The organism is Paraburkholderia sp. RL17-380-BIE-A (genome assembly GCF_046028085.1).
Taxonomy (GTDB): domain Bacteria; phylum Pseudomonadota; class Gammaproteobacteria; order Burkholderiales; family Burkholderiaceae; genus Paraburkholderia.
In genome coordinates, this window is record NZ_JARESQ010000014.1 from 54,181 (window position 1) to 67,374 (window position 13,194).

12 protein-coding genes are annotated in these 13,194 nt (G+C 62.9%); 9 read left to right on the forward strand and 3 right to left on the reverse strand.

The features are described from left to right. Window positions 1–34: 34 nt before the first annotated feature. Window positions 35–3,313, reverse strand: a complete 3,279-nt coding sequence (locus P0D68_RS23370; protein ID WP_408300273.1) for an Rne/Rng family ribonuclease — start codon at window positions 3,311–3,313, stop codon at window positions 35–37. 733 nt (window positions 3,314–4,046) lie between these two features. Here P0D68_RS23370 and P0D68_RS23375 point away from each other — a divergent pair. The 4 genes from P0D68_RS23375 to P0D68_RS23390 are packed head-to-tail and all read left to right on the forward strand — an operon-like array spanning window position 4,047 to window position 7,160. Continuing rightward, window positions 4,047–5,072, forward strand: coding sequence for an RluA family pseudouridine synthase (locus P0D68_RS23375; RefSeq protein WP_408185420.1), 1,026 nt, complete (start codon window positions 4,047–4,049; stop codon window positions 5,070–5,072). Continuing rightward, window positions 5,065–5,724: an HAD-IA family hydrolase gene (locus tag P0D68_RS23380; RefSeq protein WP_091792551.1), complete on the forward strand. Its 660-nt coding sequence runs from the start codon at window positions 5,065–5,067 to the stop codon at window positions 5,722–5,724. Before P0D68_RS23375 ends, P0D68_RS23380 begins: the two co-directional genes overlap by 8 nt. Beyond that, window positions 5,721–6,122 carry a Rieske (2Fe-2S) protein gene (locus P0D68_RS23385; RefSeq protein ID WP_408300275.1) on the forward strand — a complete coding sequence of 134 codons (402 nt, stop codon included), beginning with the start codon at window positions 5,721–5,723 and terminating at the stop codon, window positions 6,120–6,122. Before P0D68_RS23380 ends, P0D68_RS23385 begins: the two co-directional genes overlap by 4 nt. A 33-nt stretch (window positions 6,123–6,155) precedes the next feature. Continuing rightward, entirely contained in the window at window positions 6,156–7,160 is a 1,005-nt protein-coding gene (locus tag P0D68_RS23390) for a S49 family peptidase (RefSeq protein ID WP_091792553.1), read from the forward strand. Window positions 7,161–7,259: 99 nt separating this feature from the next. Here P0D68_RS23390 and P0D68_RS23395 read toward each other — a convergent pair whose 3' ends face one another. Further along, entirely contained in the window at window positions 7,260–7,979 is a 720-nt protein-coding gene (locus tag P0D68_RS23395; RefSeq protein ID WP_408300278.1) for an SAM-dependent methyltransferase, read from the reverse strand. Then, window positions 7,976–8,593, reverse strand: coding sequence for a Maf-like protein (locus P0D68_RS23400; protein WP_408185417.1), 618 nt, complete (start codon window positions 8,591–8,593; stop codon window positions 7,976–7,978). The genes P0D68_RS23395 and P0D68_RS23400 overlap by 4 nt, the downstream gene beginning before the upstream one ends. 284 nt (window positions 8,594–8,877) lie before the next feature. On the opposite strand from P0D68_RS23400, the gene P0D68_RS23405 reads away from it, so the two are divergent. From P0D68_RS23405 to fabD, 5 genes are all read left to right on the forward strand, one after another. Further along, complete coding sequence (locus P0D68_RS23405) at window positions 8,878–9,522, forward strand: DUF177 domain-containing protein (protein ID WP_408300280.1); 645 nt, start codon at window positions 8,878–8,880, stop codon at window positions 9,520–9,522. 101 nt (window positions 9,523–9,623) lie between these two features. Next, window positions 9,624–9,803 carry a 50S ribosomal protein L32 gene (rpmF, locus tag P0D68_RS23410; RefSeq protein ID WP_006051932.1) on the forward strand — a complete coding sequence of 60 codons (180 nt, stop codon included), beginning with the start codon at window positions 9,624–9,626 and terminating at the stop codon, window positions 9,801–9,803. A 184-nt stretch (window positions 9,804–9,987) separates the two neighbouring features. After that, window positions 9,988–11,094, forward strand: coding sequence for a phosphate acyltransferase PlsX (gene plsX / locus P0D68_RS23415; protein WP_091792558.1), 1,107 nt, complete (start codon window positions 9,988–9,990; stop codon window positions 11,092–11,094). Continuing rightward, entirely contained in the window at window positions 11,094–12,083 is a 990-nt protein-coding gene (locus P0D68_RS23420) for a beta-ketoacyl-ACP synthase III (RefSeq protein ID WP_408185415.1), read from the forward strand. Before plsX ends, P0D68_RS23420 begins: the two co-directional genes overlap by 1 nt. Window positions 12,084–12,194: 111 nt before the next feature. Beyond that, window positions 12,195–13,130, forward strand: coding sequence for an ACP S-malonyltransferase (fabD, locus tag P0D68_RS23425; RefSeq protein WP_091792560.1), 936 nt, complete (start codon window positions 12,195–12,197; stop codon window positions 13,128–13,130). Window positions 13,131–13,194 lie beyond the last annotated feature (64 nt).

A 13,194-nucleotide genomic window follows, 5' to 3' on the forward strand; every position in this document is an offset into this window, starting at 1 on the left:
ATGAAGGCGGGCTTTACTGGTGGAGCGGGGCAGCTTACTGCGGGTGCTTACCCGTTTCCACTTGTTGCATCGGCGCGCTGTCGAGCGGCGGCAACGATTTACGCTCGCGCACCACGCGAGCCGGCTTGACCGTCTGCGCGGCCGCTTCCTGAGCGGCGCGAAGCTTGTCGGCGTCGGTGTTCACCCAGACGAGACCGGCTTGTTCCAGCACCGGCTTCAAGGCTTCCGCCGACACGGCGCCATGACGCGGTGCTTGCGGTGCAACGGCGACAGGCGCGGGCTCGATCACCGTCGGCTCGACCGCGGCCGCAACCGGCTGCGTTTCGGCGATCTCGGCATGCAACACAGGCTGAGCCGCCGGAGCTTCGACGACCGCAACCGGAGCGGCGGTTTCGACCGGAGCCGGCGCGGCTTGTGCTTCGACAGGCGACGCCACCACCGGCGTTTCGACTTGAGCCTGAGCCGGTGCTTCAAAGCGTGCGACCGGTTCAACCAGCGAAACCGTCTCGCTGACGGCCGGCGCGGCTTGCGCTGCCTCGACCGTCACGGCAGCGGCGGGCGCTACCGGCGTTTCGGCGACCGGTTCGCCAGCGGCCGGAGTCGCCGGCGCTTGCGCTACCGGGACGACCGTTTCCGTCTTCGCAGCCTTTTCGACAGCCAGAGCCGGCGTTTCGGTAGCCGCGTGCAGTTCGGTGACCACGGCGGTTTCAGTCGCGACAGCGGCGACCACCACCTCTACCGGCGTCACGTCCTTCGCCTCGTTGACTTCCGTCTTGTGCTCGACAGGTTGATGCGCGGTGCGCACCGGCGCTTCGTCGGCAACGCTGGCGTTGTCGCCTTCAGCTTCCGCGACGTCCGCTGCGAGGTTGCCGTTCACGTCCTCTTCACGCTCACGACGACCACCGCGACGGCCGCGACGGCGACGACGACGCTCTTCACCTTCACGCGCCACGGCTTCCTGATCGATCTGCGCGCCGTTTTCGCCCAGGGCGATCTGGTTTTGCGCCAGTTCTTCCGCCGGTTGAGCGTCGCTTTGCGTCAGAGACTCGGTGACTTCAGCTTGCGGCTTGCGGCGTTCGCCACGTTCAGCGCGATCACCACGTTCACGCCGTTCGCCACGCTCCGGACGTTCGCCGCGCTCGCCACGTTCAGCGCGCGGTGCGCTTTCGACGGCTTCCGCACGGTCGTTGCCGCGATTGTCGCGGTCACGGTTTTCGCGACCCTCGCGACCTTCACGCGGTTCGCGGGGCTCGCGGGTTTCGCGCGGTTCACGGCCTTCGCGGGCCTCACGCGGTTCACGGTTGCCACGCGGCTCGCGCGCTTCACGCGGCTCACGGCCTTCGCGTGCTTCACGCGGTTCGCGTTCCTCGCGACGCTGCGACGGCTGCTGGCCTTGAGCCTGACGGCCGCCGGTCGCGCCTTCGCCGCGGCCCGCTGCATCGCGGCCGCCTGCGCCGCCACGGCGATTGCGGTTGCGATCGCCACCGCGTTCACCGGTGCGCTCACCGCGCTCCGTGCGTTCGCCGCGTTGCGGACGCGTCTGCTTGTCGGTCGTAGCCGGCGCGACAGGCGCCGGTGCCGCCGGCTGCATGCCGAACAGATTCTTCAGCCAGCCGATGAACCCACCGCTTGCCGGCGTGACCGCGACCGGAGCCGGGGCGGCGACAGGGCGAACCGGTGCGCTCGGCGCCGGCTTTTCAGGCGTGATGCCCTTGACCGCCGCTTCCTGCTTCGGCTTTGCTTCTTCGGTGCGCTTGCTGTAACCGGTTTCCGATTCGAGCTCGCGGGCCGCTTCTTCGGCCATCTTCCACGAAGCGCGCGGTTCGTCGAGGCGCGCGTCGTCGTGACGCAGACGCTCGAGCTTGTAATGCGGCGTATCGAGATGCTTGTTCGGAATCAGGACGACGTTGACCTTGAAGCGCGACTCGATCTTGTTGATTTCAGCGCGCTTTTCGTTCAGCAGGAAGGCGGTCACTTCGACCGGCACCTGGCAATGAATTGCCGCGGTGTTTTCCTTCATCGCTTCTTCCTGAATGATCCGCAGCACTTGCAGCGCGGACGATTCGGTATCGCGGATGTGACCCGTGCCGTTACAGCGCGGGCAGGTCACGTGGCTGCCTTCGGACAGAGCCGGACGCAGACGCTGGCGCGACAGTTCCATCAGGCCGAAACGCGAGATCTTGCCCATCTGGACGCGCGCACGGTCGTGCTTCAGCGCGTCTTTCAGGCGTTGCTCGACTTCACGCTGGCTCTTGGCCGATTCCATGTCGATGAAGTCGATCACGATCAGGCCGCCCAGATCGCGCAGGCGCAATTGGCGGGCGACTTCGTCAGCGGCTTCGAGGTTGGTGCGTGCGGCGGTTTCCTCGATGTCGGCGCCCTTGGTGGCGCGGGCCGAGTTCACGTCGATCGCGACCAGTGCTTCGGTGTGGTCGATCACGATCGCGCCGCCCGAGGGCAGCGGCACCGTGCGCGAGTACGCCGTTTCGATCTGGTGTTCGATCTGGAAGCGCGAGAAGAGCGGCACGTCGTCGTGATACCGCTTCACCTTGCTGACATTGTCCGGCATCACGATATCCATGAAGGCGCGTGCCTGGTCATGAATTTCAGTGGTGTCGATCAGGATTTCGCCGATATCCGGCTGGAAGTAGTCGCGAATCGCGCGGATCACGAGGCTCGATTCGAGATAAATCAGCATCGGCTGACCGTTCGAACCGCTCTGCGACGCAGCTTCGATCGCGCGCCACAGTTGCATCAGGTAGTTCAGGTCCCACTGCAGCTCTTCGGCGCTGCGGCCAATGCCGGCCGTGCGCGCGATGATGCTCATGCCTTCCGGCAATTGCAGCTGCGCCATGGTTTCGCGCAGTTCCTGACGGTCGTCGCCTTCGATCCGGCGCGACACGCCGCCGCCGCGCGGGTTGTTCGGCATCAGAACCAGATACCGGCCGGCGAGCGAAATGAAGGTGGTGAGGGCCGCGCCTTTGTTGCCGCGCTCTTCCTTTTCGACCTGAACGATCAGTTCCTGGCCTTCGCGGAGGGCGTCCTGGATGCGCGCCGAGCGCATGTCGACGCCGTCGCGGAAATACTGGCGGGCGACTTCCTTGAACGGCAGAAAGCCGTGGCGGTCTTCGCCGTAGTTGACGAAACAGGCTTCGAGCGACGGCTCGATGCGGGTAATAATGCCCTTGTAAATATTGCCTTTGCGCTGTTCGCGCCCGGCGGTTTCGATGTCGATATCGATGAGTTTTTGCCCATCGACGATGGCGACGCGCAGTTCTTCCTGCTGCGTCGCGTTGAACAACATTCGTTTCATTGAACGGCTCCAGAGCGGCTTAGCCTGCCTGTTCGCTGCGCGGTTGTCAGTCGCGAGAGCGAAGCGTGCAGTGGCATGCCGCGCCTTATTGTGTTTTCACAAGCACGCTGGAGCGGGAAAGCTGGCGGGAGAATTGCCTGAGAGGGCCCGGCCCCATTGAAAAATGGGCGCGGTGCCGCAGGGCACATGCGAACACGGCTTCAAATAACGACCCGACACGCCGCGGGTTCTGCCGGCAGACCTTCAAAAGCCTTCGTCCACTCGCGCCGGTGCGCCAACTGGGCACGTGACCGGAGGGTCGAAGGCTGCGGCCATGCCGCAGCGGGAAGTTCGCGCAGTCGGCGCGTCTTTTCCTGCTGGGGGTGTCTCGCCTCATTTTGACGTCGCCATGTCTTGTACTTTCTACAAGACGCCTCGGGCGCACGCCGTATTTTCGCAACTTGCAGCCTCGTACAACTGGGCGTCAGACGGCCCGATACCGAAGCTGAAAGTTAAATTCTTTTTTACCAAAATTCCGTTACCGGCGAAGCCGACCTTGACCGAACGCGCCTGTGGGCGCCGTCCCTGCCGGGCACTGACTCCGTGCGTGCAACTTGTTGCATCTCATTTTCAGGGTGAGCAACCAGACCCCGGCGCAAGTAAAATAACGGTTTATCGCTTGCGCCCGCGCAATCCGCCCGAATTCCGAACACTGCGCCGGCCGCCGCAGACTGCTGGGCAAATTATATTCAGAATGAAAGAGTTAGGCAAAATATCCCAGAAATCGGTCGCAAGCGACCAGGTCTCGATGATCGAGATCGACGATAGTGCGGCCGGACAGCGCATCGACAACTTCCTGTTACGCGTCTGTAAAGGCGTGCCGAAAAGCCATATTTACCGCATCCTGCGCAGCGGTGAGGTGCGCGTGAATAAGGGCCGGATAGATGCGCAGTACCGGCTCGAACTAGGCGACCTGGTGCGTGTGCCACCCATTCGCGTCGCCCAACCGAGCGAAACCGCCGCCCAGGCGCCGGTACCCGCCGCCCATTTCAAGATCATTTTCGAAGACGAGCATCTGCTGGTCATCGACAAACCGGCCGGCGTGGCCGTGCACGGTGGCAGCGGGGTCGCGTTCGGCGTGATCGAGCAGATGCGCGAGGCGCGTCCGCAGGCGAAATTCCTCGAATTGGTACATCGGCTGGATCGCGAGACTTCCGGCATCCTGATGCTCGCCAAGAAGCGCTCGGCGCTCGTCAATCTGCACGAGCAGATTCGCGAGAACAAAATGGACAAGCGCTACTATGCTTGCGTTCACGGCGACTGGGCGAGCGATTGGGGCCGCCGCCGCGCGGTCAAGGAGCCGCTGCACAAGTATTTGACCGCGGACGGCGAACGCCGCGTGCGCGTGCAGCCCGACGGCCTCGCGTCGCACACGGTTTTCAATCTGATCGACCGCTGGCCGGAGTACGCGCTGCTCGAGGCGGAACTGAAGACCGGGCGTACGCATCAGATCCGTGTCCACTTGCAGCATCTGGAACTGCCGATCGTCGGCGACGCCAAATATGGCGACTTCGCGCTGAATAAGGCATTGGCGCGCGCCAATGCGAAGCCGGGCCTGAAGCGCATGTTCCTGCACGCCTACCGGTTAAAGCTCACGCACCCGGCAACCGGCGCGCCGCTGCAGTTCGAGGCGCCGTTGCCGGCCGAATGCCGCAGCTTCATCGCGCAGCTCAACGAATTACGAAATGGGTCAAACCCGGAGACGACACCGCATGGCTAGAGAGCAATTTGATCTGATCGTCTTCGACTGGGACGGGACGCTGATGGATTCGACCGCCCACATCACGCGCAGCATCCAGTCGGCTTGCCGCGATCTCGGCTTGCCGGTTCCCGCCGACGAGGCGGCGAGCTACGTCATCGGCCTCGGTTTGCGTGATGCGCTACAAATTGCCGCGCCCACGCTGGACCCATCGGACTATCCGCGGCTGGCCGAGCGTTATCGCTTCCACTATCTGGTAAAGGATCAGACCACCGAGCTATTCGCCGGTGTGCGCGAAATGCTGCAGGAATTGCGCGACCTGGGCTATCTACTGGCGGTGGCGACGGGCAAAAGCCGCGTCGGGCTGAATCGCGCGCTTGACCAGTCGCGCCTCACGAGCCTGTTCGACGGCACCCGCTGCGCCGACGAGACTTTCTCGAAGCCGCACCCGGCCATGCTGCACGAATTGACGCGTGAACTAGGGCAGGACAACGCCCGCACGGTAATGGTCGGCGATACGACGCACGATCTGCAAATGGCGATCAACGCGGGTGTCGCGGGCATCGGTGTCACATATGGGGCGCATCCTGCGGGCTCGTTGAGTGCGTTATCGCCGAAGTTCGTGGCGTCGAGCGTCAGTGTGCTGTCGGGCTGGCTGCGAGAAAACGCATGAGCGAGCAGACACCGGACGCGGCGCAGGCGGTTCGCATTTGCGCGTCGGCGGAATTGGTCGACGGCGGCGCGGGCGTGCGCCGCGGGGCGAAGCTCGGCGGAGGCGACGTCGTCGTATTTTTTGTTCGCTATGATGGCCGCGCTTACGGCTACCTGAACCGCTGCGCCCATGTGCCGATGGAGCTGGACTGGGCCGAGGGCCAGTTCTTCGAATCGTCCGGTTTATACTTGATGTGCGCTACACACGGTGCGATTTACGCGCCGGACACAGGCAAATGCGTCGGTGGTCCGTGCCGCGGCGGCAGATTGCGGCCCGTGCAGGTGGACGAACGCGATACGTCGGAAGGCCGCGCGGTTTTCTGGCTGCCTGACGGCGAACTGCGTCCGGACACCCCCTGATTTTTCTCTTCTTCGACCTTTCCACTGCACCGCATGTCCGACAATTTGACTCCCGAGCCGAAGGAACCGTCCCTGACAGGCCGCCCCCGCACGCCTGCCGATGAGCCCGGTTGGGAACGCGCGGCGCTCGAGCGCATTGCTCTTGCCGCGATCAATGAGCAGCGCGCGGCGCGGCGCTGGAAAATCTTTTTCCGCTTCGTTTTCCTCGTCGTCCTGCTGCTGGCAATATGGGCCGCCATCGACTTGTCCGGTGACAAGGTGGCTGCCACTGGCCGTCATACGGCTTTGATATCGCTTGACGGCGAGATCTCCGCTGATACGAACGCGAACGCGGAAGATATCAACACCGCGCTGCAAAGTGCGTTCGACGATGCGGGCACCGCCGGCGTGATCCTGCGCTGTAATAGTCCGGGTGGCAGTCCGGTGCAGGCGGGCATTATCTACAGCGAAATTCGTCGTTTGCGCGTCAAATATCCGTCAATTCCGCTCTACGTCGTCGTGGGCGATATGTGCGCGTCGGGCGGCTATTATGCGGCCGCGGCGGCCGACAAAATTTACGTGGACAAAGCGAGCATCGTCGGATCGATCGGCGTGCTGATGGATAGCTTCGGCTTTACCGGCCTGATGGATAAGCTGGGAATTCAGCGCCGTTTGCACACATCGGGTGAGAACAAGGGCTTTTTCGATCCGTTCTCGCCAGAAACGCCGAAGATGGACGAACACGCGCAAGACATGCTCGATCAGATTCACGCGCAATTTATCGACGCTGTTCGCCAGGGGCGCGGCAAGCGCCTGCATGAAACGCCGGATATGTTCTCAGGGCTTTTCTGGACTGGTCAAAAGAGCGTCGAACTCGGTCTCGCCGATGGTTTCGGCGACGCGGATTACGTAGCGCGCGACCTCTTCAAGGCGCCGGATATTGTCGACTACACGGTGAAAGAGAGCATTACGGACCGCGTTGCGCGTAAATTCGGCGCGGCGGTGGGCAGTGGTGCGGTTCACGCCATGGCGCTCGGCGGGAAGCTGAATCTGCGTTGATGTGTTGATTTGTTGACGTGCTGATGTGAAAAGCCCCGCGCGATCGATGTTTTGACGATCGCGCGGGGCTTTTTTATACCTATCCCGGGTTAGCCCGGATCAAACGGCCAGGATCAGAAAAATGGCGGGCCGCTTGTGCAGATTTATTGCAGGCTGTTTCTTCCAGTCGGCTACGGTGCGGCTGGCAATGGTTTCGGTTTCCAGCGTCAGATCGACCGCCACGCAGACGAGCGTGGAAGGCGCACACGTCGCCAGTAACGTATCCAGCAGCGCGCGGTTCCGGTAGGGCGTCTCGATGAAGATCTGCGTCTGCTTGCCTTTGCGTGATTGCTGTTCGAGGTCTCGCAGGCGTTTGGCTCGCTCCGTGGCGTCGACCGGCAGGTAGCCGTGAAACGCAAAGCTCTGGCCGTTGAGCCCGGAAGCCATCAAGGCCAGCAGAATCGAACTGGGGCCGACGAACGGCACCACTTTCACTCCCCGTTCATGCGCGCGGCGCACCAGCAGGGCGCCGGGGTCGGCGACCGCCGGACAGCCCGCTTCGGAGACGAGGCCCGCGTCGGTGCCGGCTAGAAGCGGCGCGAGTAGCTTATCGATCTCTCCGGCCGGCGTGTTGACGTTCAGTTCGCGGATCTCGATTTCCTGGATCGGCCGTTCCGTGCCGACTTTCTTCAGGAACGCGCGCGTGGTTTTCGCGTTTTCGCCGATGTAATAGTGAAGCGAAGCCGCGCGGGCGCGTACCGGCGCCGGCAGAACGGCGTCGAGCGCCTCGGCGTCGCCTTCGCCGAGCGTGTTCGGAATCAGATAGAGCGTGCCGGTCATTGCGCCCCCAGAAGCGGAAAGCCCACTGCGAGCAGCATGCGCGACAGTGCGATCAACGGCAGGCCGACGAGCGCGGTGGGGTCGTCGGAATGGATGGCTTCGAGCAACGCGATGCCGAGTCCTTCGGATTTGGCGCTGCCTGCAACGTCGTACGGCGTTTCGGCCAGCAGATAGGCCTCCAGCATGGCGTCCGGCAGATCGCGGAATTGCACGCGGGTAATCACGTCGGCGGCTTGCACTGTCCCCGAGCGACTGTCGAATAGGCACAGTGCACTATGGAATTGCACTTCGCGGCCGCGCATTGCCTGCAGTTGCGCCAGCGCATTGGCGTGGGTGCCCGGCTTGCCGATTTGCAGGCCATCATAAGTCGCGACCTGATCGGAGCCGATTACGAGCGCGGCCTCACCGGCGCCGAGTCCACCGGCAACCGCGCGAGCTTTGGCTTGCGCGAGGCGCAGAGCGGTCACTTCGGGCGTCTCGCCGGCGAGCGGCGTCTCGTCGATCGCGGGTACGACGACATCGAACGGCACACGCAGGCGTTCGAGCAGCTCGCGGCGATAAGGCGAACTCGACGCCAGGATCAGGCGTGGCGGGCGATTGAGGGAATCTGGCATGGGCAATCAACGGCTAGAGAGGCGGAACGTACGGGGTCGCGGAAAGCTTGCGCGTGTACGGGCTTAAGTGTTTGACTCGAAAAGACAAAACGGATATGATTTTGGGCTTTTCATCGGTATGCTTGCGCTAGGCGGGCCTCGGTGTGTGTCGGGCGTGCAGGCGGACTTGCAAGCGTGGCGTACAACTCGCGGGTCTTTCAGGTTGTCTCGCAAACCGGTTGTACCCCGCGGTTATACCCCGCGGTTTATACCCCGGCGAAACCCTTGCCGAAGCAGGAGCGCACATGACTCAACATCCTGGCAACCCTGCAGGTCTGTCCGACCCGCATAATCTCGATCTGTTCGAATTTGCGCGGAGTGCGCGTCAGGCCGCGGGTGTCGTGCGCGTCTCGCAACTGCCGCGCATGTTAAACGAAGTCCCGGCAGAAGCGCCAGACCGCGATACCGCGTTCACCTGGCAAGCCGAAGGAACGACGCAGCCGGAATTGCAGGACGACGGCACCGAGGGTCCCCAGCCTTATTTGAGGATGGCGATTCACGGCGCCGCATGGCTCGAATGTCAGCGGTGCATGACACCGTACTTGCAGGCATTCAACGTCGATGCAACTTACCGGATCGTCAACACTGAGGCGGAAGCCGAAGAGTTTCCGCTCGACGAGGATGAAGTCGAAGTGATCGTGGGCTCGAACCATTTCGATCTCATCGACTTGATCGAAGAAGAGTTGCTGCTTTCCTTGCCGCTCGTGCCCAAGCATGAGGTCTGTCCCGAAGTGCACGAGAGTCTCGTCTCTGGTGTGGCCGGTACTGAAGGCGAGGGCGACGAGGGCGCACTGGACGAGGCTGATGAGGGCGGTGAGCCCGAGCGGCCGAATCCGTTTGCGGCGCTCCAGAGTCTCAAGCGCGGTGAGCCGGGCGACAAGAAGCACTGAACAGTTGCATTGGAGCGCGACGCGGGCGCATTGGCCACTCGGCCAGTGGCGGACACCGAGTCGGGCTGTGTTAGAATCCGGAAAATTTTTAGGAGTTAGTCATGGCAGTTCAGCAAAACAAGAAGTCGCCGTCGAAGCGCGGCATGCACCGTTCGCACGATTTTCTGACGGCAGCGCCGCTGGCCGTGGAACCGAGCACGGGCGAAGTGCATCTGCGTCACCACGTTAGCCCGAACGGCTACTATCGTGGCAAGAAAGTTGTCAAGACGAAGAACGATTAATCGTTTCGCCGCCTGTTTCTCTGCGTGTCGCCCCTTGGCGTTTCGCGTGGCGATCGGCTCGCTTGACATTTTCCCGGCTCGGCAAAAAAGCGGCATTCAATTGCCGCTTTTTTGTGTCGATCGCAGCTGGCAATTTAGCGCCTACCGCGGTCCCATGCAGGGCGCCTGAAATTCGTCGCACTCCATGACAGTAAAGCTCACGATAGATTGCATGGGAGGCGACCACGGCCCGTCCGTGACCGTTCCCGCTGCCGTCAACTTCGTTCGTTCGCATCCCGATGCGCAGTTGCTGCTCGTCGGCATTGAAAGTGCGATTCGTGCGCAGCTGAAGAAGTTGAAGGCTCAGGACCTGCCGGCGCTGACCGTCGTACCCGCTTCCGAGATCGTCGCCATGGACGATCCGGTCGAAGTCGCGCTGCGCAAGAAAAAAGATTCCTCCATGCGCGTGGCGCTGAACCGCGTCAAGGAAGGCGAGGCGCAAGCCTGCATTTCCGCCGGCAACACCGGCGCGCTGATGGCGGTCTCGCGCTATGTGCTGAAAACGCTGTCGGGCATCGAACGCCCGGCTATCGCGTCGGCACTGCCCAATCCCAATGGCTACACGATGATGCTCGACCTGGGCGCCAACGTCGACTGTGAACCTCAGCATCTGCTGCAGTTCGCGGAGATGGGGCACGCGCTCGTGTCGGCGCTCGAGGGTAAGGAGCGGCCCACCATCGGTCTGCTCAATATCGGCGAAGAAGTCATCAAGGGCAACGACACCATCAAACGTGCCGGCGAATTGCTGCGCGCGAGTACACTTAACTTTCACGGTAACGTTGAAGGCAACGATATCTTCAAAGGCACGGTCGACGTCATCGTCTGCGACGGTTTTGTCGGCAATGTCGCGCTGAAGACGTCGGAGGGCCTCGCGCAGATGCTGTCCAACATCATCAAGGAAGAGTTTGGCCGTTCGTGGCTGACCAAGGTGATGGCGGTGCTCGCATTGCCGGTATTGATGCGCTTCAAGAAACGCGTCGATCATCGGCAATACAATGGTGCCGCGTTGCTCGGCCTGCGCGGGCTGGTGATAAAAAGCCACGGTTCGGCGGATGCCTACGCGTTTGAGTGGGCTATCAAACGCGGGTATGATGCCGTCAAAAACGGCGTGCTGGAACGCCTTGCGCGTGCGATGGAAGAGAACGCGGGTTCTCTCGAGCAGGCAGCGCGCGACGCGAGCGGTGCGGGTCACGCAAGCCCGATCGCAGGCCAGCCAGCCGAGCCCTACGCTGCGCAATCCTCGAAGGCATAATGGCTCAATCGACAATTTATTCCCGCGTGCTGGGCACCGGCAGCTACCTGCCGCCCAACCGCGTCACCAATCAGGATCTGGCCGAACGTCTCGCCAAGCAGGGCGTCGAGACGAGCGACGAGTGGATCGTCGCCCGCACGGGCATCCATGCTCGCCACTTCGCGGAACCTGATGTCACGACCAGCGATCTGGCGTTCATCGCTTCGCAACGCGCGATCGAAGCGGCAGATATCGACCCGCAGTCCATCGATCTGATCATTGTCGCCACGTCCACTCCGGACTTCGTGTTTCCGAGCACGGCGTGCCTGTTGCAGAACAAGCTCGGCATCAAGAACCACGGCGCGGCCTTCGACGTGCAGGCCGTCTGTTCCGGTTTTGCCTATGCGGTGGCGACGGCGGACAGCTTCATTCGCAGCGGTCAGCATCGTACGGCGCTCGTGATCGGCGCGGAAACCTTCTCACGCATTCTCGACTTCAAAGACCGCACCACCTGCGTGCTGTTCGGCGACGGCGCGGGCGCGGTGATCCTGCAGGCATCCGAAGAACCGGGCGTGCTCGCTAGCGCGCTCCACGCGGACGGCAGCCATTCGAACATTCTCTGCACGCCGGGCAACGTGAACGGCGGTGTGGTAGCCGGCAGCGCGTTTCTGCATATGGACGGACAGGCCGTGTTCAAGCTTGCCGTCAATGTGCTCGAAAAGGTCGCGGTCGAAGCGCTCGAGAAGGCCAATCTGTCGGCTGAGCAGGTCGACTGGCTGATCCCGCATCAGGCGAATATCCGCATCATGCAAAGCACCTGCCGCAAGCTCGGCTTGCCGCAGGAACGCATGGTCGTCACCGTGGGCGAGCACGGCAATACGTCGGCTGCGTCCATTCCGCTCGCATTCGACGTCGCCGTGCGCGACGGCCGCATCAAGCGCGGCCAGAACGTGCTGATCGAAGGCGTCGGCGGCGGCTTCACGTGGGGCGCGTCGGTTATCCGCTACTGATAGCGGCGACGCTATGGCGAGCGCGCTTCACGGCGCTCGGCTACGCTTGAGCGCGCTCGCCGTCAACCGGGCGCGCCTCCCACATCTGACAACATCGATTTTGGGGACGATATGAAATTTGCGTTCGTTTTTCCTGGGCAAGGATCGCAGTCGGTCGGCATGCTCAACGCGTTCGCCGATCACGCGGTCGTGCGTGAGACGGTTCAGGAAGCCTCCGACGCGCTCAATCAGGACCTCGGCAAGCTGATCGCCGAAGGCCCCGCCGAAGATCTGAACCTCACCACCAACACCCAGCCTGTCATGCTGACCGCCTCCTACGCCATGTATCGCGCGTGGTTGCAGGCTGGCGGCCCGAAGCCGGCGATCGTCGCAGGCCACAGCCTGGGTGAATACACCGCGCTGGTCGCGGCGGGTGCGCTCGCGTTTCGCGATGCCGTGCCGCTCGTGCGTTTTCGCGCGCAAGCCATGCAAACGGCGGTGCCGGTCGGTGAAGGCGGTATGGCCGCGATCCTCGGTCTCGACGACGACACGGTGCGCGCGGTGTGCGCTGAGGCGTCGGTTGCGGGCGTCGTCGAAGCGGTCAATTTCAATGCGCCGGCGCAGGTCGTGATTGCGGGCCACAAGGCCGCGGTCGAAAAGGCCTGCGAAGTCGCGAAGGCTAAGGGCGCCAAGCGCGCGTTGCCGCTCCCGGTCTCGGCGCCGTTTCACTCGTCGCTGCTCAAGCCCGCGTCGGATCAATTGCGCGAGTATCTGGCGAGTGTCGACGTGCAGGTGCCTGCCATTCCGGTCATCAACAACGTGGACGTTGCCGTGGTCAACGAACCGGCCGGGATCAAGGACGCGTTGGTGCGCCAGGCTGCCGGTGCGGTGCGCTGGGTGGAAAGCGTTCAGGCCATGTCCGCTCAGGGCGTCACGCACGTGATCGAATGCGGTCCGGGCAAGGTCCTTGCGGGTTTGACCAAGCGTATCGACGGTAATCTGGTCGGCGCTTCGATCTTCGATCCGGCTTCGCTCGAAGAGACGCTCAAACTCGTGACGGCTGGCTGAGCACTGCGCCGCGCGTGCCTTGCGCTGGCAGCACGCGCTGCGCGGGAGCATCAGATCATCGCAT